22 protein-coding genes are annotated in these 23,661 nt (G+C 69.6%); 9 read left to right on the top strand and 13 right to left on the bottom strand.

The genetic code is table 11. The features are described from left to right. Window positions 1–90: 90 nt before the first annotated feature. Window positions 91–1,023: a LysR family transcriptional regulator gene (locus BKK81_RS02745; protein WP_071010652.1), complete on the top strand. Its 933-nt coding sequence runs from the start codon at window positions 91–93 to the stop codon at window positions 1,021–1,023. A 92-nt stretch (window positions 1,024–1,115) separates the two neighbouring features. Here the strand turns inward: BKK81_RS02745 and BKK81_RS02750 are convergent, their stop codons facing one another. From BKK81_RS02750 to BKK81_RS02765, 4 genes are all read right to left on the bottom strand, one after another. Further along, on the bottom strand, window positions 1,116–1,853 hold the full coding sequence (locus tag BKK81_RS02750; RefSeq protein ID WP_071010653.1) for an aspartate/glutamate racemase family protein: 738 nt from the start codon (window positions 1,851–1,853) through the stop codon (window positions 1,116–1,118). Window positions 1,854–2,684: 831 nt separating this feature from the next. Then, complete coding sequence (gene hydA, locus BKK81_RS02755; protein WP_071010654.1) at window positions 2,685–4,106, bottom strand: dihydropyrimidinase; 1,422 nt, start codon at window positions 4,104–4,106, stop codon at window positions 2,685–2,687. Between the two features lie 44 nt (window positions 4,107–4,150). Beyond that, window positions 4,151–4,879: a maleate cis-trans isomerase family protein gene (locus BKK81_RS02760; protein WP_071010655.1), complete on the bottom strand. Its 729-nt coding sequence runs from the start codon at window positions 4,877–4,879 to the stop codon at window positions 4,151–4,153. 114 nt (window positions 4,880–4,993) lie between these two features. Then, the gene (locus BKK81_RS02765; RefSeq protein ID WP_071010656.1) at window positions 4,994–6,292 is read right to left on the bottom strand and encodes an MFS transporter; all 1,299 of its coding nucleotides are present in this window, start codon (window positions 6,290–6,292) and stop codon (window positions 4,994–4,996) included. Window positions 6,293–6,489: 197 nt separating this feature from the next. Between BKK81_RS02765 and BKK81_RS02770 the strand changes: the two genes are divergently transcribed. The 3 genes from BKK81_RS02770 (at window position 6,490) to BKK81_RS02780 (ending at window position 9,573) form a co-directional block, all read left to right on the top strand. Next, window positions 6,490–7,218: a GntR family transcriptional regulator gene (locus BKK81_RS02770; protein ID WP_071010657.1), complete on the top strand. Its 729-nt coding sequence runs from the start codon at window positions 6,490–6,492 to the stop codon at window positions 7,216–7,218. Continuing rightward, entirely contained in the window at window positions 7,215–8,063 is an 849-nt protein-coding gene (locus BKK81_RS02775; RefSeq protein WP_071010658.1) for a fumarylacetoacetate hydrolase family protein, read from the top strand. Before BKK81_RS02770 ends, BKK81_RS02775 begins: the two co-directional genes overlap by 4 nt. Window positions 8,064–8,286: 223 nt before the next feature. Then, window positions 8,287–9,573, top strand: coding sequence for a M20 aminoacylase family protein (locus BKK81_RS02780; protein ID WP_071010659.1), 1,287 nt, complete (start codon window positions 8,287–8,289; stop codon window positions 9,571–9,573). 956 nt (window positions 9,574–10,529) lie between these two features. On the opposite strand, the gene BKK81_RS02785 is transcribed toward BKK81_RS02780, so the two are convergent. Next, window positions 10,530–11,369 (bottom strand): AraC family transcriptional regulator, encoded by an 840-nt coding sequence (locus tag BKK81_RS02785; protein ID WP_071010660.1) that lies wholly within the window; start codon window positions 11,367–11,369, stop codon window positions 10,530–10,532. A gap of 106 nt (window positions 11,370–11,475) precedes the next feature. Here BKK81_RS02785 and BKK81_RS02790 point away from each other — a divergent pair, with 106 nt between their 5' ends. Then, window positions 11,476–12,753: an MFS transporter gene (locus BKK81_RS02790; RefSeq protein WP_071010661.1), complete on the top strand. Its 1,278-nt coding sequence runs from the start codon at window positions 11,476–11,478 to the stop codon at window positions 12,751–12,753. A gap of 95 nt (window positions 12,754–12,848) precedes the next feature. Here BKK81_RS02790 and BKK81_RS02795 read toward each other — a convergent pair whose 3' ends face one another. Continuing rightward, on the bottom strand, window positions 12,849–14,159 hold the full coding sequence (locus BKK81_RS02795) for a M20/M25/M40 family metallo-hydrolase (protein ID WP_071010662.1): 1,311 nt from the start codon (window positions 14,157–14,159) through the stop codon (window positions 12,849–12,851). Between the two features lie 107 nt (window positions 14,160–14,266). Next, window positions 14,267–14,905: a MarR family winged helix-turn-helix transcriptional regulator gene (locus tag BKK81_RS02800; RefSeq protein ID WP_269466458.1), complete on the bottom strand. Its 639-nt coding sequence runs from the start codon at window positions 14,903–14,905 to the stop codon at window positions 14,267–14,269. A 112-nt stretch (window positions 14,906–15,017) separates the two neighbouring features. On the opposite strand from BKK81_RS02800, the gene BKK81_RS02805 reads away from it, so the two are divergent. Further along, on the top strand, window positions 15,018–15,941 hold the full coding sequence (locus tag BKK81_RS02805; RefSeq protein ID WP_071015969.1) for an EamA family transporter: 924 nt from the start codon (window positions 15,018–15,020) through the stop codon (window positions 15,939–15,941). Here the strand turns inward: BKK81_RS02805 and BKK81_RS02810 are convergent. Continuing rightward, the gene (locus BKK81_RS02810; protein WP_071010663.1) at window positions 15,924–16,661 is read right to left on the bottom strand and encodes an NAD(P)H-binding protein; all 738 of its coding nucleotides are present in this window, start codon (window positions 16,659–16,661) and stop codon (window positions 15,924–15,926) included. The two genes, BKK81_RS02805 and BKK81_RS02810, sit on opposite strands and share 18 nt — an antisense overlap. 198 nt (window positions 16,662–16,859) lie before the next feature. On the opposite strand from BKK81_RS02810, the gene BKK81_RS02815 reads away from it, so the two are divergent. Both BKK81_RS02815 and BKK81_RS02820 read left to right on the top strand, forming a co-directional pair. Further along, window positions 16,860–17,129, top strand: coding sequence for a hypothetical protein (locus BKK81_RS02815; protein WP_071010664.1), 270 nt, complete (start codon window positions 16,860–16,862; stop codon window positions 17,127–17,129). A gap of 173 nt (window positions 17,130–17,302) precedes the next feature. Next, complete coding sequence (locus tag BKK81_RS02820; RefSeq protein WP_071010665.1) at window positions 17,303–18,283, top strand: Bug family tripartite tricarboxylate transporter substrate binding protein; 981 nt, start codon at window positions 17,303–17,305, stop codon at window positions 18,281–18,283. Here the strand turns inward: BKK81_RS02820 and BKK81_RS02825 are convergent. Further along, window positions 18,270–18,992, bottom strand: coding sequence for a response regulator transcription factor (locus BKK81_RS02825; RefSeq protein WP_071010666.1), 723 nt, complete (start codon window positions 18,990–18,992; stop codon window positions 18,270–18,272). The two genes, BKK81_RS02820 and BKK81_RS02825, sit on opposite strands and share 14 nt — an antisense overlap. A 269-nt stretch (window positions 18,993–19,261) precedes the next feature. Here BKK81_RS02825 and BKK81_RS02830 point away from each other — a divergent pair, with 269 nt between their 5' ends. Beyond that, the gene (locus BKK81_RS02830) at window positions 19,262–19,996 is read left to right on the top strand and encodes a response regulator transcription factor (RefSeq protein WP_071010667.1); all 735 of its coding nucleotides are present in this window, start codon (window positions 19,262–19,264) and stop codon (window positions 19,994–19,996) included. A 92-nt stretch (window positions 19,997–20,088) separates the two neighbouring features. Here BKK81_RS02830 and BKK81_RS02835 read toward each other — a convergent pair whose 3' ends face one another. The 4 genes from BKK81_RS02835 to minC form a co-directional block, all read right to left on the bottom strand. Continuing rightward, the gene (locus BKK81_RS02835; protein WP_071010668.1) at window positions 20,089–21,174 is read right to left on the bottom strand and encodes a porin; all 1,086 of its coding nucleotides are present in this window, start codon (window positions 21,172–21,174) and stop codon (window positions 20,089–20,091) included. 445 nt (window positions 21,175–21,619) lie between these two features. Beyond that, the gene (gene minE / locus BKK81_RS02840) at window positions 21,620–21,874 is read right to left on the bottom strand and encodes a cell division topological specificity factor MinE (RefSeq protein WP_071010669.1); all 255 of its coding nucleotides are present in this window, start codon (window positions 21,872–21,874) and stop codon (window positions 21,620–21,622) included. A 19-nt stretch (window positions 21,875–21,893) separates the two neighbouring features. Next, window positions 21,894–22,709: a septum site-determining protein MinD gene (minD, locus tag BKK81_RS02845; RefSeq protein WP_071010670.1), complete on the bottom strand. Its 816-nt coding sequence runs from the start codon at window positions 22,707–22,709 to the stop codon at window positions 21,894–21,896. Window positions 22,710–22,765: 56 nt separating this feature from the next. Further along, window positions 22,766–23,539 carry a septum site-determining protein MinC gene (gene minC, locus BKK81_RS02850; protein ID WP_071010671.1) on the bottom strand — a complete coding sequence of 258 codons (774 nt, stop codon included), beginning with the start codon at window positions 23,537–23,539 and terminating at the stop codon, window positions 22,766–22,768. Between the last annotated feature and the right edge of the window lie 122 nt (window positions 23,540–23,661).

Consider the following 23,661-nt stretch of genomic DNA (forward strand, 5'->3'; position numbering starts at 1 on the left):
CGGCGCCTGTTCCGGTGGCCGGGCTTGTGGCGGCAACCGGAGCAGTCTAGGATTGCGGGCCCGCAATCGCAATGCGCATCGCCGCAAATCATGGCTGCAAACTCGCAATACCAGCTGACGCCGGCCGACCTCGACGCAGTGCTCGCGCTGGTGCGCGGCGGCACGCTGGCCGAGGCCGGGCGCCGCCTCGGGGTCGACGCCTCGACCGTGTTTCGCGTGCTGCAACGGGTGGAGAAGGGGCTGGGCCGGCGCCTGTTCGAGCGCAGCCGCGCGGGCTACCTGGCCACCGAACTGGCGCAGCAGTTCGCCCAGCATGCCGAGCGCATCGAGGCCGAGCTGGAGGCCGCGCGCGGCCATGCCGCGGGCAGCGCCGGCACCTTGAGCGGCCTGGTGCGCATCTCCACCACCGACACCGTGCTGCACGCGCTGCTGCTGCCTGCGCTGAGCGATTTCGGCCGCGCCCATCCCGGCCTGCGCTTCGAGCTGGCGGCCACCAACGAACTGGCCAGCCTGAGCCGGCGCGATGCCGACATCGCCGTGCGCGCCACGCGCCAGCCGCCGCCGCACCTGATCGGCCGCCGCCTCGGCCCGCTGCGCGTGGCCGTGTTCGCCGCGCGCGGGCTGGCCGAGCAGGTCGCGCCGCTGCCGGCGCAGCAGGACGGCGCGGCGGCGGCGCCCGGCTGGGACGCTGCCGCACTGTCGGCGCTGCCGTGGATCGGGCCCGACGAGGCGCTGCCCGAGCATCCCTCGGTGCGCTGGCGCCGCAAGCACCTGCCGCGCGTGGTGCCGCAGTACGGTGTCAACAGCATCGGCAGCCTGGCCGAAGCGGTGGCGGCCGGCCTGGGCGCGGGCGTGATCTCGCTGGCCATCGCCGCGCGCAGCCCGCACCTGGTGGCGCTGACGCCGGCGCTGGAGCCCTGCGAGACCGACCTGTGGCTGCTGACCCATCCCGAGTCGCGCCACCTGCGCCGCATCGCCGCGGTGGTGACGCATCTGGCCGCGCGCATTGCCGTGCCCGAATAGGGAGGGCGGATCGTCACGCCGGGTAGCGCAGGACAGGCCCGTGCCGCCGTGGCCAGCGGCACGATCGGTCGATCCCGCAGTCCCTCAGTCCCTCAGTCCAGCAGGCGCGCCAGCGCCGGCGGCAGGCCCACGTTCGGCTTGCGCGGCGGCCGCGCGAAACTGCCCTCGCGCGCACCGCGCGGCGCCAGCGCGACCAGCGATTCGCAATGCCGCACCGCGCTCGACACGCCGTCCACCACCGGCACCGGGATGCGCTCCTTCAGCTCGCGCGCCAGACCCGCCAGCGGTGCGCCGGCGACGATGATCACATCGGCGCCATCCTCGCGCACCGCCTGCAGGCTCAACTGTTCCAGCCGTGCGGCGTGGTCCTGCTGCACGCTGCCGATGTCGCGCAGCGGCTCCTGCAGCGAACGCACACTCGCCAGGCGCGACGTCAGGCCGTTGGCCGCCACGCATTCGCGGTACCAGGCTTCGATGCGGTGCGAGATGGCGATGATGGAGAAGCGCTGGCCGAGCAGGCAGGCACTGGCCAGCGCCGCTTCGGTCATGCCGACCACCGGCACGTCGAACAGCTCCTTGAGCCCGGCCAGGCCGGGATCGCCGAAGGCCGCCACCACCAGGCCGTCGAAGCGGCCCGCATGCTCGGCGGCGGCGCAGGCGGTGGCGTAGCCGCCGACCAGGGCTTCGAAGCGGGTTTCGATGTAGGCGACGCCGAAGGGGGCGGTGGCCATCGTGATCCGGGTGCCTTGGGAGAGGCTGCGCCTGGCTTCGGCTTCGATCAAGTCGGTGACGGATTGGGAGGTGTTGGGGTTGATGATGAGGAGTTGCATGATGGGGGCTCCTTGTTTTGTTTGGGGGCTTGGTTTGCTGGTGTTCTTGGGTTTGGTTTCGGGTGGTGTCGGTTTGCGATTCAACGGCCTGTTTCGGCTCTCGTGACTTGATGCCTTGTCGCTTGTCTTCGGGCGGTGTTGGTTTGCGAGGCAACGGCCTGTTTCGACTCCCCCTGCGGGGGAGCCGACCTACTTTCTTGGTCTTGCCCAAGAAAGTAGGCAAAGAAGGCGCGCCGGGTGCGGCTCAACCCCCCCTCGCGTGCTGGGGCAAAGAGCGGCCGGGCCCCAACTCGGATCGCCTTAAGGCGATCCTCAGACAGGGGGCCCTCTAATCCGCTCTTTGCCCCAGCCCGCGAGGCGCCGCACACGGCAGGGAAAAGATGCCACGCCTCGCTTCGCTTCGGGTGGGCTGTGTTCGGCCAGCTGCTGGCCGAACACAAAGGCTTAGCAAACCTGGCCGTTATGCAAAAGTGAGCCCGCTCGCATACCAACGGTTGGCCTTTCCCTCCCGTGTGCGGCGCCTCGCGAATTGGCCCCGGCCGCCGATGAAGCCCGTCCGCTGTCTGAGCGGCCGCAGGCCGCGAGTTCGGACGGGCGCGGCGGCCGGGGCCAATTCGCGAGGGGGTTTCGCCGCACCCGGGTCGCCTTTCTTTGCTTACTTTCTTTGGCGAGACAAAGAAAGTGAGTCGGCTCCCCGCAGGGGAGTCGAAACAGGCCGTTGCCTCGCATACCAACACCGCCCAAACCCACACGACAAGCACCAAGTCACGAGAACCGAAACAGGCCGTTGCCCCGCAAACCGACACCGCTCGAACCAAGCATCGAACCCCCTCAATCCATCACCGGCACCCCCGCCGCCAAAAACCTCCCCCGCCCCGCCAGGGGCTCCAGATACCTCCCCCCCTCCACCAGCATCTCGCCCCGCGAGAAACAGTGCACCGGCCACCCGGTCACCTCGATCCCCTCATAAGGCGTGTAGTCCACCGCATGATGCAGCTCCGCATTGGCGATGCGCACCTTGCGCGCCGGGTCCCACAGCACGATGTCGGCATCGGCGCCGACCGCGATGGTGCCCTTGCGCGGGTACAGGCCGTACAGCCGCGCCGGCCGGTAGGAGGTCAGGGCGACGAACTGGTGCAGTGTCAGCTTGCCGCGCGCGATGCCGTCGAACAGCAGAGGCAGCCGCGTCTCGATGCCGGGCACGCCGTTGGGGATATGGTCGAAGGACGGGCGTTCGCCGCCAGGCTGCTTGCCGGCCGGGTCGTCGTAGTTGAAGGGCGCGTGGTCGGAGGAGAACACGCTGAACACGCCGCCGGCCAGCGCGCGCCAGACCGCGGCCTGGTTCTCGAAGTCGCGCGGCGGCGGGCTGCACACGCACTTGGCACCTTCATAGCCATGGTCGCCGGACAGGCCCATGTCATCTGCGGTCAGGTAGAGGTATTGCGGGCAGGTCTCGGCGAGGATGCGCAGGCCGCGGCCCTGGGCCCAGCGGATCTGTTCGATGGCTTCCTGGCCGGAGACGTGCACGATCAGGATGGGCACGTCGACCAGTTCGGCGAAGGTGATGGCGCGGTGGGTGGCTTCGCGCTCGACCGCGGCCGGGCGGGCCAGGCCGTGGAAGCGCGGGGCGATGCGTCCTTCGCCGATCAGCTTGTCGGTGAGCCAGGAGATGCAGTCGGCGTTTTCCGCGTGCACCATCACCAGCGCGCCGTTCTCCTTGGCCACCTCGAGCACCGACAGCATCTCGCGGTCGGACAGCTTGAGGTCGTCGTAGGTCATGTAGACCTTGAACGAGGTGTAGCCGCGGCGGATCAGCGCGGGCAGTTCCTCGCGCAGCACCTTCGGCGTGGGGTCGGCGACGATCAGGTGGAAGCCGTAGTCGGCCACGGCGCGTCCTTCGGCGCGGCGGTGGTAGTCGTCCACCGCGGCCTGCAGCGAGCCGCCTTTCTCCTGCGCGGCGAAGGGGATCACGGTGGTGGTGCCGCCGCACACGGCGGCGCGCGTGCCGGTGAAGAAATCGTCGGCCATGCGCAGGCCGTCGGGCATCGGCTGGTCGAGGTGGCAGTGGCCGTCGACGCCGCCGGGCAGCGCGAGCAGGCCGGTGGCATCCACTTCGCGCGCGCCGCGCGGCAGGTCGTGGCCGAGCACCGCGATGCGGCCGTCGCGTACGCCGATGTCGCACTGGAAGCGGTCCGATGCGGTCACCACGTCGGCGTTGCGGATGACGAGATCGAGGGTGTCGTGGGCGGGCATGGTCTGGTCTCCTGTTGCTGTCGTTGCCTGTCTGCGGCGCGGGCCTATTCGACTTCGCGGAAGAGCCGGCCCCAGCCGGCCAGCGCGCGCGTGTCCACGCCGGCCAGGCGCAGCGATTTCCACACCACGGTGGCGATGGTGTCGTACACCGGGATGCCGGTCTCCGCCTCGAGCGCTTCCACCAGGTGGGCCGCGCGCAGGTTGGTGCAGAAGGTGGTGATGGCCTGCGGGCGCGTCTGCGCCAGCTCGCGCACCATGCGCGCGATGGTGGCTTCCTCGACCTCGGCGAAGCTGTAGTTGACGTGCAGGTCGAGGTGGCGCTCGGCCACGCAGTCGAAGCCGCTGCGCGCGTAGTTGGCGACGATGCGCTGCTGCACGTCGGCCAGGTAGGGCGTGGCCAGGCCGAAGCGGCGTGCCCCGGTCTTGTCGAGGATCTCGTTGAGCGCCAGCACCGAGGTGGTGGCGGGGATGCCGGTGGCCTCGGTGATCTGGCGGCACAGCGCTTCGTCGCGCTCGAAGCCGAGCCAGCCGGACGAGGTGCCGTTCCAGCCGATCACGTCGACGCGCGCATCGGCCAGCAGTTGCGCCGCGCCCAGGATCTTGTCGAGGTCGAACTGTCCCAGGGCCTGGTCGCGCAGCGAGATCTCGGTGACGGTGAAGCGCGAGAAATGCGCGCTGACACCCGGCAGGCCGCTCACCATGGCGCTGGTGATCGGTTCCAGCGCGGTGTTGGAGGACGGCGTCAGCATGCCGAGGCGGATGGGTTTGCTCATGGTTCTGCTCTCAGGAGGTGGCGCGCGGTCGCGGCCGGGAGGGCCGCGCCGCCGCGTTTGTCGTTGTCTCTGTCGTGGAGGTGCCGGGGGGCGCCGGCCGTGGCCGTCGCGGCGTCACACCGGCAGCTTCTTCTCGTAGTCGATGGCGGTCGAGGCGATCAGCAGGCCCACGCCGGCGGCGGCGAAGAACATCAGCGCCAGGAAGTAGGAGCCGGTGTACTGCACGATCATGCCGACGATGATGGGCACCGAGATGCCGCCGATATTGCCGCCCAGGTTCATCACGCCGCCGAGGAAGCCCACCTTGTCGCGGGTGCCGAGGATGGACGGGATGCACCAGAACAGGCCGCACCAGCGCAGGAAGAACAGCGTGGACGACAACAGCGCCACCACCACCACCGCGTCCTTGACATAGGCGACCGAGAAGATCGACACGGTGGCCACCACCGCGGCGATGCCGAACAGGGTGCGCATCACGCGGTTGGGCGAGCCGCCGGCGGCCTTCCACTTGTCGGCGATCCAGCCGCCGATCAGTTCGCCGACGAAGCCGGAGAAGAAGATGATGAAGCTGGCGCCGCCCATGGCCTTGATGTCGAAGCCGTGCACCTTGTTCAGGTAGTTCGGCATCCAGGTCAGCAGGCCGTAGAACACGGTGTTGAAGCACATCCAGCCGAGCGCCATGCACCACACCGAGCGGTACTTGAAGAAGTCGAGCGAGCGGCCCGACAGGTTGGCGGGTTCGGCGCGGTGCTCGCTGGCCTGGGCCTCCTCGATGTACTTCGCCTCGATCTCGTTGACGCCCTTGTGTTCGCGCGGATGGTTGCGGATGTAGTACCAGGCCCACATCCCGGCCAGCACCGTGCCGCCGCCGGCCACCACGAAGGACAGCCGCCACGAGCCCAGCGCGGTGATCAGCCAGGTGATGAGGATGGCGCCCAGCGCCGCGCCCAGCGGCGCGCCGCCGTCGAGCAGGGTGGCGCCGCGGCCGCGCTCGTTCTGCGTCATCCAGATCGCGTTGAGCTTGCCGCCGGCCGGGTAGATCGGCGCTTCCGCCGCGCCCAGTCCCAGGCGCGTCAGCAGCAGCGCGGTGGAACTGGTGCAGACCGCGGCCAGGGCCTGGAAGGCACCCCAGAACACGGTGGCGGTGGCGATCACGATGCGCGGCTTGTACTTGTCGGCCAGCATGCCGCCGGGCACCTGCATCAGGGCATAGGTCCAGAAGAAGGCGCTGAGGATCAGGCCCTGCATGGTCGGGCTGAGGTCGAATTCCTTGGCGATCAGCGGCATCGCCACCGAGAGCGAGGCCCGGTCGATGTAGTTGATCGCGATGAGGAACAGCATCATCAGGAAGATCTTCCAGCGCACGGAGCTCCTGGTCTCCGCGAGCGCGCCGGCCCGGCTGGTGGTTTGCATGACGTTTGTCTCCTAGGTTCCTGGGGTGGAAGGGGGCTGTTATGGAATGGGTGTCGCGCAACAGGCCGGAGTATAGGATACGTAATCTGTAATTACAATCTATGTAAGTTACTGATTTTATTATGATGCAAGCGCACATTTTTGGTGTGTGATAGCCTTGCGCTGGTGCATTCGCCCCGTCTGTCCCCCTTTTGGTGATGTCTGTGACACAAACGCTTGCTTCCACCCCGCGCCTGCGCACGCTCGGCATGTCGGCCGAAATCGCCGCCCGGCTGCGGACCATGATCGAGGAGGGCGAGCTGCCGCCTGGTGCCCGCGTCGACGAGCGCGCCTTCTGCGAACTGTTCGATGTGTCGAAGACGCCGCTGCGCGAGGCACTCAAGGTGCTGGTCGCGGAGGGGCTGGTGCTGCACCGGCAGTACATCGGCTATCGCGTCGCGCCGCTCGACCTGGACGAACTGCGCGCCACCTTCGAGACCCTGCACGGGCTGGAGGCGCTGGCCGGCGAGCTGGCGGCCGCGCGGCTGTCCGAGGCCGCGCTGGCCAAGCTGGAGCGGCGCCACCATGCCATGGTCGAAGCCCACGCCGCCGGGCGGCGCACCGAATACTTCCGCATCAACCAGGAGATCCACCAGGTCATCATCGACGGTGCCGCCAACCCGGTGCTGGCCGGCATCTATGCCGCGCTGATGAGCAAGGTGCACCGCGCGCGCGGCGCCGCCAACGCGGACACCCTGCGCTGGCAGGAATCGCATGAGGAACACGAAGCCATCATGGCCGCGCTGCGCGAGCCCGGCCGCCCGCGGCTGGCCGCGGTGCTGCGCCACCATTCCGAGAACACCGCAAGAGAAGTGCTGAGCGTGGTCGAGCGCAGCTTGTCCGAGCCCGCCCGACGCCTGGCCAACGACAACCGAGGACAACGATGAAACTAGTACGAGTGGGCAAGCCCGGCGCCGAGCGCCCAGGCCTGATCGACGCCGAGGGCCGCGTGCGCGACCTGTCGGGCGTGACCGGCGGGATCGGCGCGGCCGACCTGTCGCCGGCCGGGCTGGCCCGGCTGGCGCAGGTGGACGTGGGCGCGCTGCCGGTGGTGGAGGGCGAGCGCTTCGGCGTGCCCTGGAGCGGCATCGGCAAGATCGTGGCGATCGGCCTGAACTATGCCGACCACGCCGCCGAGGCGGGCATGCCGCTGCCGGCCGAGCCCATCGTGTTCCTCAAGGCCAACAGCTCGCTGAACGGTCCGGACGACGCTGTGATGCTGCCCTTCGGCTCGGTCAAGAGCGACTGGGAGGTCGAGCTCGGCGTGGTGATCGGCACCACCGCGCGCAACGTGGCGCGCGAGTCGGCGCTGCAGCATGTGGCCGGCTACTGCGTGGTCAACGACGTCTCCGAGCGCGAGTTCCAGATCGAGCGCGGCGGCACCTGGGACAAGGGCAAGGGCTGCGACACCTTCTGCCCGGTCGGCCCCTGGCTGGTCACCCGCGACGAAGTGGCCGACCCGCAGGCGCTTGGCCTGTGGCTGGAGGTCAACGGCGAGCGTGTGCAGCAGGGCAGCACCGCCACCATGGTGTTCGACGTGGCCACGCTGGTCAGCTACGTCAGCCGCTTCATGACGCTGCACCCCGGCGACCTGATCTGCACCGGCACGCCGCCGGGCGTGGGCATGGGCTTCAAGCCGCCGCGCTTCCTCAAGGCCGGCGACACCATGCGCCTGGGCATCGACGGCCTGGGCGAGCAGCGCCAGGGCGTGGTCGCCTACGGCGAACTCTGAGGCCGCGGCCGGCCGGGTTTCCCACCCGGCCGCCGGGCCCGGGCAAGTTCCGCAGCGAAACGTTTTCACACAAAGCCTGAGGTTTCCACACAAAGCGTGCCGCGGCCGCAACAGTCGCGGCATCGGATGCGCCCCAATCGGATAGAAAGCGGGCCGCGGCATTCCCCTGGCGATTTCAGCGTGAAATACTGTGTTCACAAGTCTCGTCAGAAAGAGCATCGCCATGTCGGAACACGCCCCCGAGCTCGAGACGCTTCTCGAGCGCAATACTCGCAACACCCCCGCCCCCGCCACCGATACCCCTGACGGTCCCCCGCTGCAGCAGGCCCTGGCGCGCCACCGCCGCTACTGCGAGCTGGGCGACACGCTCGACAGCCGCGACGAGCTGCAGGCCATCCGCCACCGCATCCACCAGAACCCGGAGCTGGCTTTCCAGGAACTGCAGACCGCCGAACTGGTGGCCAGCCGCCTGGAAGCCTGGGGCTACGAGGTGACACGCGGCGTCGGCGGCACCGGCGTGGTCGGCACCCTGCGCAGCGGCGAGGGCGGGCGCAGCATCGGCATCCGCGCCGACATGGATGCCCTGCCGATCCAGGAACTCACCGGGCTGCCCTACGCCAGCGCCAACGCGGGCCGCATGCACGCCTGCGGCCACGACGGCCACACCACCGTACTGCTGGGCGCGGCGCGCCAGCTGGCCCGCACGCGCCGCTTCCGCGGCACCGTGCACCTGATCTTCCAGCCCGCCGAGGAAATCGGCGCCGGCGGCGGCGCCGAACGGATGCTGGCCGACGGCCTGTTCGAGCGTTTTCCCTGCGATGCCATCTTCGGCCTGCACAACCATCCGGGGGTCGAGACCGGCACCTTCATGTTCCGCACCGGCCCGCTGATGGCCGCCTGCGACACCGTGGTCATCACCATCCGCGGCAAGGGCGGCCATGCCGCCCGCCCGCACCAGTCGGTCGACCCGATCCTGGTGGCCGGCAGCCTGGTGATGGCGCTGCAGTCCGTGGTGGCCCGCAATATCGATCCCAACGAAACCGCCGTGGTCACCATCGGCACGCTGCACGCCGGCCATGCCGCCAATGTGATTCCCGACAGCGCGCGCATGGAACTGAGCGTGCGCTCCTTCTCGCCCGAAGTGCGCGCCGCGCTCGAGAGCCGCATCCGCCAGATCGTCACGGCCCAGGCCGAAAGCTACGGCGCCAGCGCCGAGATCGACTACCAGCGTGGTTATCCGGTGCTGGTCAACAGCGAGGCCGAGACCGAATTCGCGCGCCAGGTGGCGGAGGAACTGGTCGGGCCGGACAAGGTGGTCGCGCCCTGCGCGCGCGTGGCCGGCAGTGAGGACTTTGCTTACTTCCTGCAGCAGCGGCCGGGGTGTTTCGTGCGGTTGGGGAATGGGGTGGGCAAGCCTTTGCTGCACAACGCGGGTTATGACTTCAATGATGCGTTGTTGACGGTGGGGGCGGCGTATTGGACGAGGTTGGTGGAGCGGTATCTGGAGTGAGGGTGGGGTTTGTTGTTTCGCAGTGCGCGGCTTTGTGCTTGGGTTCAGGCGGTGTCGGTGTGCGGGGCAACGGCTTGTTTTGGCTCTCGTGACTTGACGCTTGTCGTGTGGGTTCGGGCGGTGTTGGTCTGCGAGACAACGGCCTGTTTCGACTCCCCCTGCGGGGGAGCCGACCTACTTTCTTGGTCTCGCCCAAGAAAGTAGGCAAAGAAGGCGACCCGGGTGCGGCGACCCCCCCTCGCGAATTAGCCCCGGCCGCCGCGCCCGTCCGAACTCGCGGCCTGCGGCCGCTCAGACAGCGGACGGGCTTCATCGGCGGCCGGGGCTAATTCGCGAGGCGCCGCACACGGGAGGGAAAGGCCAAACCGTTGGTATGCGAGCGGGCTTGCTCTTGCATGCTGGCTTGGCTGGTTGAGCCTTCGTGTTCGGCCAACTCGCTGGCCGAACATCTATCTCCGAAGCGCTGGACAGAGTGCAAAAGCGAAAGCCAAGCCATCGGTCTGCCAACGAGTTCGATATAGCGTGAAGGCTTGGTCTGCTGAGCTTTCGTGTTCGGCCAGCGAGCTGGCCGAACACCCGTCACCCGAAGCGAAGCGAGGCGTGGCATCTGTTCCCTGCCGTGTGCGGCGCCTCGCGTGCTGGGGCAAAGAGCGGAAAAGAGGGCCCCCTGTCTGAGGATCGCCTTAAGGCGATCCGAGTTGGGGCCCGGCCGCTCTTTGCCCCAGCACGCGAGGGGGTGTTGAGCCGCACCCGGCGCGCCTTCTTTGCCTGCTTTCTTGGCAAGACAAGAAAGTAGGTCGGCTCCCCGCAGGGGAGTCGAAACAGGCCGTTGCCTCGCACGCCGACATCGCCCGAATCAAAGCACCAAGTCACGAGAACCGAAACAGGCCGTTGCCCCGCAAACCGACAACGCCCGAATCGAAGCCCCAAGTCCCAAGCCCCAATCCCATTCCCCCTCACCGAAAAAACCCACTAGGCGGCACCCCGAACTGCCTCCTGAACATCGTAGAAAAAGCACTCGGACTCTCATAACCCAGATCCAACGCCACATCCACCACCTTGACCCCGGCCGCCAGCCGCTCCAGCGCCGCCAGCAGCCGCGCCTGCTGGCGCCACTGCCCGAAGGTCATGCCGGTCTCGCGCGCAAAGCGCCGCTGGATGGTCTTGGGATCGACGCCGAGCCGCCCGCCCCACTGCGCCAGCGTGAGCGCGGTGTCGGGCGTGGCGGTGATGGCTTCGCAGATCTGCCGCAGGCCGGCATCGGCGGGGCGCGGCAGGTGCAGCGGCAGGGTCGGCACCAGCATCACTTCGTCGAGCAGCAGCCGCATCAGGCGCCCGTCGCGCGAGTCCGGCGCGTAGGTGGCGGGGATGTCGATGGCGGCCAGGATCAGTTCGCGCAGCAGGGCGGAGATGCCCAGCACGGTGCAGCCCTGCGGCAGGCCGGCCGCGGCATCGGGGCGCACGTAGGCGGTGCGCATCTGCACGCGGCCGACCATGCGGATCCAGTGCACCGTGCCGCCCGGCATCCACATGCCGCGCGTGGGCGGCACGATCCACTGGCCTTCGCCGGTGGAGACCACCATCACGCCGTGCACGGCGTGGATCAGCTGGGCATGGGGGTGCTGGTGCGGCTTGGTCACATGGCCGGGCAGGTAGTCGGCCGCCATGGCGGTGACCGGCATCGGGCCGCGGTCGTAGCGGACGTAGGCGGGGGTTTCGGCGTAGGTGTCGGCGCGGGCCAGGGCGGCCGGGTCGGGGGCGGGGGCGGGCGGCAGGCGGCGGGTGGGACGGGTCATGTCCGTTTCTCCAATGTTCCGGACCTATTCTCGCAGGACAGGCGCCGCAGCGGCAATTAGCATGGCCGACACGATTCCCTTGAAGCGACCTCAGAGAGCGCCCCCAATGTCCACGCCTGCCCAATCCGCGCCGCCGGGTGCGGCCCAGCCAGCCCAATCGGCCCAATCGGCCCATCGTGCCGCCGATGCGGCCCATCGTGCCGCCGACGCCGAGCGTACCGGTTTCCGCGTCCTGTCGGCGATCAGCTTCGCCCACTTCCTCAACGACATGATCCAGTCGCTGATCCTGGCGATCTATCCCATGTTGAAGGGGGGCTTCAACCTGAGCTTCGCCCAGATCGGCCTGCTGACGCTGACCTACCAGATCACCGCCTCGCTGCTGCAGCCGGTGGTGGGCCTGTACACCGACCGCCATCCCAAGCCTTTCTCGCTGGCGGTGGGCATGGGCTTCACGCTGTGCGGCCTGCTGCTGCTGTCGGTGGCACCGACCTACGGCGTCCTGCTGGTGGCGGCCGCCCTGGTCGGGACCGGTTCTTCGATCTTCCATCCGGAGTCGTCGCGCGTGGCGCGCATGGCGTCGGGCGGGCAGCACGGGCTGGCGCAGTCGATCTTCCAGGTGGGCGGCAACGGTGGCAGCGCGACCGGGCCGCTGCTGGCGGCGTGGATCGTGCACCAGCAGTCGAACCTGGCCTGGTTCTCGCTGGCGGCGCTGCTGGCCATCGCGGTGCTGTGGCAGATCGGCGGCTGGTATGCGCGCCAGCTCGAGCACGGCGCGCGCAAGCGCAAGGCCGGCGCCGGCACGCTGGCGCCGCTGCCCACCGCCACGGTGGTGCGGGCGATGGTCGTGCTGATGCTGCTGATCTTCTCCAAGTACTTCTACATGGCGAGCCTGAACACCTACTACACCTTCTACCTGATGGAGAAGTTCGGGCTGGCGCGCGAGAGCGCGCAGCTCTACCTGTTCGTGTTCCTGTTCGCGGTGGCCGCCGGCACCATCCTGGGCGGCCCGATCGGCGACCGCATCGGCCGCAAGCGCGTGATCTGGGGCTCGATCCTGGGCGTGGCGCCGTTCACGCTGATGCTGCCGCATGCCAACCTGTTCTGGACCGGCGTGCTGTCCTTCATCATCGGCTTCATCCTGGCCTCGGCCTTCTCGGCCATCCTGGTGTTCGCGCAGGAGCTGATCCCGGGCAAGGTGGGCATGGTGTCCGGCCTGTTCTTCGGCTTCGCCTTCGGCATGGGCGGCATCGGCGCCGCGGTGCTGGGCCGGCTGGCCGATGCGCAGGGCATCGAGTCGGTCTACCAGCTGTGCGCCTTCCTGCCGCTGCTGGGACTGCTGGCGGTGTTCCTGCCCGACCTGCGGCATCGGCAGGGCAAGGCCTGACGCCGCTGCGGCGGTCAACGGATCACAGATAACGGAAAACGGGGGCGCCTGCCCCCGTTTTTCTATGCCGGTGCCGGTACCGCGCGGCGCGTGGCTCAGCGCCCGGTCTTGTCCTGCGACACGTCCATGATCATGCGCGTCAGCAGGTAGAGGCGCGGCGCCACCGAGTTGAGGTCGACGTACTCGGCATCGTTCGAGTGCGCGCCGAAGCCGCGCAGGCCGAAGCGCTCGATCACCGGCGCCTTGGTGGCGGCGGCGGCGAAGGCCGCGTCGGTGCCGCCGCCCTCGGCGGTGTCGAACACCGCCAGCTTCTCGCCGATCTCGGCATAGACCGTCTGTGCGTGCGCGGCCAGTGCGCGCGAGGCCGGCGTGGCTTCCAGCGGCGGGCGGCGGCGCTCGAACCTGACCTCGACCTTGGTGTCGGGGATCAGCTGGTTCTTGATGCGTTCCTGCAGCTTGCGCTCGAGCGCGTCGTAGTCGGCCGTGCGCAGCACGCGCACGTCGGCCTGGGCGCTGGCGATGGCGGGGATCACGTTGCGGTTGGTGCCGGCCGAGGCGATGGTCCAGTTGACCTTCAGCCCGCTCGCCGGGTCGGACAGGTCGCGCATCTGCAGCACCTGGTGCGACAGCTCGTAGAGCGCGTTGCGGCCCTGCTCCGGCGCGCCGCCGGCGTGCGAAGCCTTGCCCGTCACCTTGAGCTGGACGGCGCCGATGCCGCTGGTGGCCAGCGACAGGCGGTCGCCGTTGACGCGCGTGGCCTCGCACGAGAACACCGCGTCCTGCTCGGCGCCGAGCCGGCTCAGCATGGCGCGCGCGCCGGGCGAGCTGATCTCCTCGTCGCCGTTGACCAGCACGGTCAGCGTGCCGTAGTCCTGGAAGTTCATCTTCTTCAGCACCGCCAGGGTGTGCAGGATCACCGCCACGCCGTTCTTGTCGTCGGCGATGCCCAGCCCGTAGGCGCGCTCGCCGTCGATGCGGAAGGGTTGCTGCGCCAGCATGCCGCGCAGGTAGACCGTATCCATGTGGGCGATCAGCATGATCTTGCGCGTGCCCTTGCCGTGGAACTGCGCCAGCACCATCTTGCCGACCTTCTGCGGCGTGTCTTCCATGCGGTAGACCTCGCCCGGCTCGACCAGCCTGGCGTCGCCGCCGAGCGCCGCCAGGCGGTCGCGGATCAAGGTGGCGATGCGATCCAGGCCTTCGAGGTCCTTGCTGCCCGACTCGATCGAGACCAGGTCCTTGAGCGTATCGAGCAGGGCCGGCTTCTCCTGCTGCGACAGCTGCCAGGCCGGTTCCACCGGCGCGGCGTAGGCGCCGGCCGCGAGGCTGGCGCACAGCGCGGCGCAGGCGGCCAGCGCGGCGGGGCGCAGGGCGTGGATCAGGCGGGGGGAAGACGAGGGGCGCATGCGTGGGACTCCGTGGGCAGGGTGGAAGGACAGCGGTAAGCAAGAAGCGCGCGCACCCGGCCGCCGCCGCAGCAGCGGCGGCGCGGTCGGCGCGCCGGGGCGCGGCTTCAGGCCGGCGGTTCGAAGGACAGCAGCAGGCGCCGCAGCAAGCCGGCCAGCTGCTCGCGCTCGGCCGGCGCCAGGCCGGCCAGCAGGCGGTGCTCGTTGGCCACGTGGATCTCCAGCGCGCGGTCCACCCGCTCGAAGCCGGCCGGCGTCAGTTCGATGCGCAGGCCGCGGCGGTCGTCCGGGTTGGGGCTGCGGCGCACCAGGCCGGCGCGTTCCAGGTGGTCGAGCCGGTTGGTCATGGTGCCCGAGGTGATCATCAGCGATTCCATCAGCGCGCCCGGCGACAAGGCGTAAGGGGCGCCGCTGCGGCGCAGCGTGGCGAGCACGTCGAACTCCCAGCCGTTCAGGCCCGCGGTGGCCAGCGCGGCTTCGACGGCGCGGTCGGTATGGCGGTCGAGGCGCCACAGGCGGCCGATCACGCCCATCGGCGAGGCATCGAGGTCGGGCCGTTCGCGCGCCCATTGCGCCAGGATGCGGTCGACGCGGTCGGCCGGGTCGGGCTGGTGGGGGGCAGGTGCGCCGCCGTCGCGGCGCGCGGCGGCGCGGCGTGCGGGGCCGGCGGGGGAGGGTTTGCTGGAGCGTGTGGCCATCGCGGTGGTGGGCCAAAGGTCGTGGCGACGATATGGGAATCTTGACATCGAGATATTCGCTTCGTAAAGTGGTTTTTATCTTGATGTCGAGATTCTTGATATGAATGAAGATCAACTGACACGCGCCCCGCATTCCGCCGGTTCCGCCGGATCGCAAGACATGGCTGGCACGGACGGGCCGGCACCGCCGCGCCGCCATGGCCTGGATACGCTGCTGACTGCCCTTGCGCCGGCGATCTGGGGCAGCACCTACCTGGTCACCAGCCAATGGCTGCCGCCGGGCCAGCCCTTGCTGTCGGGGGTGATCCGCGCGCTGCCGGCCGGCCTGGTGCTGCTGCTGCTGGGGCGGCGCCTGCCGCGCGGCAACTGGTGGTGGAAGGCGGCGCTGCTGGGCGTGCTCAATATCGGTTTCTTCCAGGCCATGCTCTTCATGGCCGCCTACCGCCTGCCGGGCGGGGTGGCGGCGACGGTGGGCGCGATCCAGCCGCTGCTGGTGGTGGCCCTGGCCTGGACGCTGCTCGGCACGCGCCCGGGCGCGCTGGCCTGGGCGGCCGGCGCCGGCGGCCTGCTGGGCGTGGCCCTGCTGGTGCTGGGGCCGGCGGCGCGCCTGGACGCGGTCGGGCTGGCGGCCGCGGCGGCCGGGGCCGTGTCGATGGCGGTGGGAACCGTGCTGACGCGCCGCTGGCGGCCGCCGGTGGCACCGCTGGTGCTGACCGGCTGGCAGTTGTGCAGCGGCGGCCTGTTCCTGCTGCCCTTCGCGCTGGCGCTGGAACCCCTGCCGGCCAGGCTCGGCGCGGTCCAGCTCGCCGCCTATGCCTGGCTCGTCGTGGCCGGCGCGGGGGTGAGCTACGCGCTGTGGTTCCGCGGCATCGCGCGCCTGCCGATACCGGCGGTGTCGGCGCTGGGCCTGCTGAGCCCGGTGGTGGCGACCTTGCTGGGCTATGCCGTGCTCGGCCAGGCATTGACGCCGCTGCAGATGGCCGGCGCGCTGCTGGTGCTGGCCAGCGTCTGGCTCGGCCAGCAAGGCGCCGCCGCGCGCGGTCCCGCGGCCGCGCCGGCGGCGCGCTCAGCCGCGGCGCCGTGAGACCAGCGGCGCGGCGCGCACGAAGCGGCAGGCCGCCGCCTCGTCCAGCATCCAGCGGGCCATGGCCGCATAGGAGACCGGCAGCCAGGAATTGCCGGCGTCGGTCCAGCCGGTGCCGGCGGCCGGTGCCTCGTCGCGTCCGCGCGCATTGACGGCGGCGCGCACCAGGGTCCAGCGCAGCGAGGACAGGGCGCCGGCGCCCAGGCCATCGACCACCGCCTGCAATTCCGCGGCGCCGCGGCCCATGCGTCCGGGCAGCCGGGCGAAGGCGCGCATCAGCCGGCTGGCCGGCTGGCCGGGCGGTGCGCTCAGCAGGGTGTTGACCAGCAGGATGCGATCCACGCCGGCCGCCTGCATCGCGCTTTCGAGTGTGGCCAGGTGCCGCGACAGCAAGGCCGACGGGTCCTGGCTGGTTGCGGTCACACCGACCGCGCTCAGCACGGCGCCGGCGCCCGCGAAAGCGCGCGCCAGGGCGTCGCCGTCGGCCAGCGCCGGCACCACCGCGATACGGGAACCGGTGGGCACCGCGCCGATGCGCTCGGGGCGCGAGCGCACGATGGCGGTGAAGCCAAGGCCCAGGGCGCGGCACCTGGCCAGGATGCCCTGGCCGAGGCCTCCGGCGGCACCGAGGACGGCCACGTGCGCGGGACGCAGCGCACAGGGCGCGACGGCAGGCTTGGCAGGCAGGGCAGGCGGGGTGTCGCGGGTGGCTGTCGTCATCGGTCGGAGGGTGTTGCGCGCGGGCGTGGAGCGCGCATTGTGGCATCACTGTGGCGCACGTGGCACTTCCCCGGCGGCCGATCGGGCGCCAACGGCGGGCAACTGCGGCCAATTTCCCGTGCGGGCGCGCTATCGGCCACGGCCCGGGCCGTGGCCGCGTGGATGTTGCGGCGCCGCGTTTTGCGGCATCATGCGGACATGAAGTCAGATGCCCCCCCCACCCCGCCGGCCGCGACCGTGCCCGCCTGCGCCCGCTGCCGCGCGCTGGCGGCCGATGCGCGCCGGCGCGAGCCGCATGCCGGCCTGGCCCTGCAGCACACGGCCCCGGTCACGGAGCAATGCGAGGCCGGCGTGGCCTACAGCAAGCTGACCTTCGTCTGCCGTGACTGCGGCACCGAGTGGCGGCTCTATGACCGTGCCGGCGAACCCTTCGTGGCGTGGGCGCCGGCGCGTCCGCTGACCACGTAGGCGAGCGTGCGCGGCGCGGTACGCCCTGCGCGGAGCGCATGATCCCGATCGGCTAAGATAGCGTCCTTGCGCACCGCCGCGCGCGCTGGCCGAGCGCCGCCTGTCACCTATCGCCCAGCGCCCATCGCCGCGCGTCGGCCCCGTCTCCTTCATTCTTGGCAGCATCCTCACCCATGGCTCTTTCCTCCCGCCTCCGCTCGCTGGCCGCCCTGTCGCTCGCGGCCTGCGCGGGCACGGCCCTTGCCGCGCCCGACAATTTCCCCAGCCGCCCGATCCGCCTGATCGTGGCCTATCCGAGCGGCGGCATCAGTGACACGGTGGCGCGCGCACTGGGCGAAAAGCTGTCGGCGCAGCTGGGCACCTCGGTGGTGGTCGAGAACCGCGGCGGCGCGGGCGGCAGCATCGGCATCGATGCCGTGGCCAAGGCACCGGCCGACGGCTACACGCTGGGCTTCTCCTCGACCAGCCCGCTGACGCTGACGCCGCATGTGTCCCACGTCAACTACGATCCGAAGCACGATATCGCGCCGGTGATGAGCGTGATGTATTCCCCGGTGCTGGTGGTGGCGACCCACAGCTTCCAGGGCAAGACCTTCCAGGACCTGCTGGCGCAGGCCAAGGCCAAACCGGGCTCGGTGCGCTGGGCCACCTCCGGACAGGGCACCATCGGCCACGTGATGCTGGAGCAGATCAAGGCCAAGACCAGGACCGACCTGATCATGGTGCCCTACAAGGGTGCGGGCCAGCAGCTCAATGACGCGCTCGGCGGCCAGTTCGAGGTGATGAGCACCAATGCCAGCCCGATGCTGACCCAGCACATGCAGGCCGGCCGCCTGCGGCCGCTGGCGGTGGGCGCGCCCAAGCGCCTGGAATCGCTGCCCGCGGTGCCGACCTTCGCCGAGCTGGGCATTCCCAGGGCCAACCTGACCTCGACCTTCGGCATCTTCGCCCCGGCCAAGACGCCGCCCGCCATCCTCGCCAGGCTCAACACCGAGCTGAACAAGGCGCTGGCCGAGCCGGACGTGCGCGACCGCCTGCTCAAGGGCGGCGTGGTGCCGACCGGTGGCAGCGCAGCCCAGTTCGCCGCGGCCATCCGCGGCGAATACGAGGACAACGCGCGCATCGTGCGCGAGGCGGGTATCAAGGAGGACTGAGTCCGCGCAGCTCCGCCAGGCTGCGCGGCTCGAGCAGGTTGAGGCGGCAGCCGACCGCGCAGATGGCGCTGAGCCGCACGCCGTTGTGCGGCCACAGGCCCAGCTTGGTGCGCACGCGCGACAGGTGGCTGTCGATGGTGCGCGAGGTCTGCGGCACGGCGCGCCGCCACACGCGCTCGCACAGGATCTGGCGCAGCACCAGCTGGCCGGCATGGCGGAACAGCAGCACGGCCAGGTCGAACTCCTTGGGTGCCAGCGGCACGCAGCGGTTGCGCACGTAGGCGCGCCGCTCGGCCAGGGCGAAGCGGAACACGCCCACCACCAGGTCGCCGCAGCCGGCCGCCGGCGCGGTGCGCCGCGCCAGCGCCTGCACGCGCGCGGCCAGCTCGCCATGGCGCAGCGGCTTGGCGACGAAGGCATCGGCCCCGTCGGCGAAGCAGTTGGCGATATGGGCCTCGTCGTCGCGCTCGCTCAGCAGCATGACGGGCAGCGCGGCGCCGAGCGCGCGCCGGATCCACAGCAGCACGTCGCGGCCGGCGATGCCGCGTACTTCCCAGTCGAGCAGCAGCATGTCGAACGACTCCCGGCGCAGCGCCTGCATCAGCGCCTGGCCGCCGCGGAAGCGCACGCAGCTGTGCCCGTTCAGCAGCAGGGTCTGCTCCAGCAGCAGGGCCTGCGTCGGATCGTCCTGCAAGGCAGCGACCTTCATCGAAATCCCTCCTGGCACGCTCGGATCGGTCCGCCATGTTAGACGCGGTCCCGGTGGCGGCCAAAGTCAAAATTTGTCTCCGCAGCCGCGCCACCGGCCTGCCCGGTTCCCCGCAACACAATCGCTGTTCGATTTGAGATTTGTCTCAGTGTGTTTGCCTGGGGCAAGCGCTTGAATGGTGCTGCCCTGCGCCGCCTGCCGTCCGGCGCGCGGCGATGCCGGCGCGGGGCCGGCGCACACGAGGCGGCTGGCAGATGGAGGCAAATCCGATGGAAACGAGAATCGCATCGCTCGAAGACGACCCGGCGCAGGCCGCATGGATCCAGCATGTGCTGCGCAATGCCGGCCTGCACTGCGTCAGCTTCGAAGCCGGGCGCGAGCTGATGCTGAGCCTGCGCGAGCACAGCTTCGATGTCCTGCTGCTCGACTGGCAGCTGCCCGACATGAGCGGCAAGGACCTGCTGTGCTGGGTCCGCGCCAACGTGGACCGGCGCGTGCCCGCCATGTTCCTGAGCTGCCGCGACGCGGAGGAAGACATCGTCGGCGGGCTGCATGCCGGCGCCGACGACTACATGGTCAAGCCGATCCGGCCGGCCGAGCTGGTGGCGCGCCTGCAGGCCCTGCTGCGCCGCGCCGCCGCCGGCCCGCGCCCGGGCAACTCGCCCATCGAGCTGGGCGGCTACACGCTCGACTGCGCGGCCCGCTCGGCCGCGCGGCACGGCCGGCCGCTCAAGCTGACGCCGAAGGAGTTCGACCTGGCCGTGCTGCTGTTCCGCAACGAAGGCCGCATCGTCTCGCGCGACCACATCGTGGCGGCCGTGTGGGGGCGCGAGATCTCGCCGCTGTCGCGCACCATCGATACCCATATGTCACGCGTGCGCGGCAAGCTCGGCCTGCATCCGTGCAACGGCATGCAATTGGTGCCGGTGTACACGCACGGCTACCGGCTGGAGTTGCTGGAGCGCGGCGGGTCCGACGGCGCCGAGGCGATGGCCGCGGCCTGAGCGCGCCCGCGCGGGCGCATCCACCATGAAGAAAGGCACCCGCAGGTGCCTTTCTTCGTGGCTTCCGTGCCGCTGGCAGTGCCAGCCGGGCATCAGAAGATGTGGCGGATACCCGTTGCCACGCCGAGCTGGTTGTTGCGGCCCGGCAGTTCGGTGACGGCGCCGCCGGTCACCTTGTTGTAGTCCACGGTGCCGTACAGCTGGGTGCGCTTGGACAGCGAGTACTCGGCCAGCAGCACGCCGGTGTAGCGGTTGCCGGCGTTGTTCGACACACCGTTCACATTGGTGATGTGGTCGGCGTAGAACACGCCCGTCAGCGCCAGGGCCGGGGTGGCCTGGTAGGTCACGCCGAGGAAGCCGGCGGTGTCCTTGCGCGGGTTGTTCTGGAAGTTGCCGCCGGCCGGGACCCGGTTGCCGCTGATCGACGCGTCGGCGTTCATGAAGCCGTTGTCGATGATGCCGGTGCGGTCCTTGCCACCGATGTAGCCCAGGAACAGCTTGGCAGGGCCGATGCCGTACTTGCCGGAGGCGCCCCACATCTGCTGCTTGTTGCCGTTGATGTCGCGGATTTCCTGGTAGACGCCACCGACGGCGAACGGTCCCATGCTGTAGGACGCGCGGGTACCCCAGTACTGGTTGGTGGTGATGCTGCCGGGCTGCTCGCCGAAGCCGTAGCTGGCGCCGACGTTCAGGCCGCCGAACGCGCCGGAGTAGCTGATGACGTTGTCGCGGCGGAACTGGGTCAGGAAGAACGGCCAGGCGTTGGCGGTGTAGTTGCCGATGGTCAGCGGATCGAAGTCGCCGAAGAAGTTGAAGCCTTCGGTGTACTGGCGGCCCAGCTTGACGGTGCCGAAGTCGCCGGCCAGGCCGACGTAGGCCTGACGATTGAACAGGCGCGAGGAGTCGTTCTTGGCGCCCGTGTCGATGCTGTAGCCGTTTTCCAGCTGGAAGATCGCCTTCAGGTTGTTACCCAGGTCTTCCGCGCCCTTCAGGCCCCAGCGGCTTTGCGTCACGGCGCCGTCGGTCATCTGGAACTGGCCGTCGTTCTTGGCGTTCGAGTTGGTCGTGTAGCGGACGCTGACGTCAGCGATGCCGTACAGGGTGACCGAGGAGGACTGGGCGTAGGCGCTGCTGGCCAGCAGGGCGCCCGCTGCGAGGGTCAGGGCTGATTTCTTCATGGTGCTCCTTTTCTGTCGTTCTGATTGCGTGGCACCGGATCGCGGCGGCACACATGGTTACGTCTTGTCATAACGCCGCCAAAATTTATCAAAACGACGGGAACTTAGGAGCAAACCGGACAATTGAGCGTACATTTCCCGGCCAAAACGTTGTCAGGCCGCGACACCAGGCCGCAGGTGTCCCCGCTGGAACGGGTGGGATATGCCCCAAAGGGGGGATAAGAAGGCACGCCGTGGCGCTGGACACGCCGCAGGCGCCACGACGTGCCGCCGCCGCCACAGCCGCCGGCGGGCGCGCGGGGGAGGGGGAAGCGGGATGGAAGCGGGATGGAAGCGGGATGGAGGCGGGAGGGGCGCGGGAGGGGCGCGGGAGGGGCGCGGGAGCGGCGCGCGCGGCGGCGCGGGGAAGGCAAAGGGCCGGCCGGGGCCGGCCCGGCCGCCGCGATCAGCCCTGCGGGATCTCGATCTTGACCTCGAGCACTTCGAGGTTGTCCTGGCGCTCCAGGCTCACGCGCAGGTCCTCGTCGCTGATCTTGACGTACTTGGAGATCACCGCCACCAGCTCGCGCTGCAGTGCCGGCAGGTAGTCGGCCGGGGCCGAGTGGCCGGTGCGCTCGTGCGCCAGGATGATCTGCAGGCGCTCCTTGGCCACCGACGCGGACTTTTTCTTCTCCCCCAGCAGGAAGGACAGAATCGACATGGGTACGGTCCTCCTTGGGTTACTTGCTGCCGAAGATGCGGGACAGCAGGCCGGGCTTCTGGTAGTCGGTGAAGCGCATCGGCTTGTCCTTGCCGAGGAAGCGGTCGACCACGTCGGCGTAGGCATCGGCCACGTCGGTGCCTTCCAGGTGGATGGCCGGCGTGCCCTGGTTGGAGGCATGCAGCACCGCCTCGGATTCCGGCACCACGCCGATCAGCTTGATGCGCAGGATTTCCTGGATGTCGGTCAGCGACAGCATCTCGCCGCCATGCACGCGCTTGGCGTTGTAGCGGGTGATCAGCAGGTGTTCCTTGATCGGCTCGCCGCCCTCGGTGGCGCGCTTGGTCTTGGAAGCCAGGATGCCCAGGATGCGGTCGGAGTCGCGCACCGAGGATACTTCGGGGTTGGTGACCACCAGCGCTTCGTCGGCGAAGTACATGGCCATCAGCGCGCCGCTCTCGATACCGGCCGGCGAATCGCAGACGATGTACTCGAAGCCCATGTCGGTCAGGCCGTTGATGACCCGCTCGACGCCGTCACGGGTCAGCGCGTCCTTGTCGCGCGTCTGCGAGGCCGGCAGGATGAACAGGTTCTCGCACTTCTTGTCCTTGATCAGGGCCTGGTTCAGGTTGGCCTCGTTCTGCACCACGTTGATCAGGTCGTAGACCACCCGGCGCTCGCAGCCCATGATCAGGTCGAGGTTGCGCAGGCCGACGTCGAAGTCGATGACGGCCGTCTTGTGGCCGCGCAGGGCCAGGCCCGCCGCAAAGCTGGCGCTGGTGGTGGTCTTGCCGACGCCTCCCTTGCCGGAGGTCACAACGATGATTTTTGCCATGGCTCTTGGTCCAGTAATAGGGTTGCTTGCTTGAGTTCAGGTTCGGCCGGCGGCGCTCACTTCATGCGCAGCGGCTCGAGGATCAGTTTTTCTTGGGCCAGGCGTACCTGGGCGGACTTGCCCAGTACCTCCGCCGGCAGCGTCTGCTCGGCGGTGCGATAGATGCCGGCGATGGAGATCAGTTCGGGCTCCAGGCAGGTGCAGAAGATGCGCGCGTCCGGATTGCCCTTGACACCCGCCAGCGCGCGGCCGCGCAGCGGGGCATAGATATGGATGTTGCCCTCGGCGATGACTTCGGCGCCGTAGCTGACCAGGTCGAGGATGACCACGTCGCCCTGGGCGTAGATCTGCTGGCCCGAGCGCAGCGGCCGGTCGATCACCAGGGTCGGCACCGCCTGCCGCACCGGTTCGGGCGCGGGGGCCGGCGCCGGCGCGGCGGTCTCGGCGGCGGCCGGTGCTGCCTCGTCGGCGTCCTGCGCCGCCCGGGCCGGCTGGCCCGCCCTGGCGCCGCGCCGGCTCTGGCTGTCGAGCAGCGGCAGGCCGAAGGCGCCGGCCCAGCCGCGCTGGTCGGGACGCGCCACCACGCCGATGGCGCGGGCCTTGAGGGTGGACAGCGTATCGATCACCTGTTCCAGCGCGACCGGCGCCTCGTCGGGCAGGCGGCGCAGGTCCAGCGCGACGACGTCGTCGGAGAAGAAATCCGGCGTGGCTTCGAAGCGGGACAGCAGATCGTCCCGGAGCGCGGGCACGTCAGCGGTCTCGAGGGAGAGAAGGAGGGCGTCGACGTTGCCACTGCGCAGCTCGAAGCGTGGCGATTTCTTCTGGGACATGGAGCCGGTGACCGTGGAAATGCCACATTCTAACGTCGTCTGCCGCACGAACTGTAACAATTCCGCCGTGCACGCGGGGCAGTGCCGCAAGCGGCGCGCTGCCGTGCGCTGGCGCAAGGCGC

Source organism: Cupriavidus sp. USMAHM13, from assembly GCF_001854285.1.
Classification (GTDB): Bacteria; Pseudomonadota; Gammaproteobacteria; order Burkholderiales; family Burkholderiaceae; genus Cupriavidus; species Cupriavidus malaysiensis.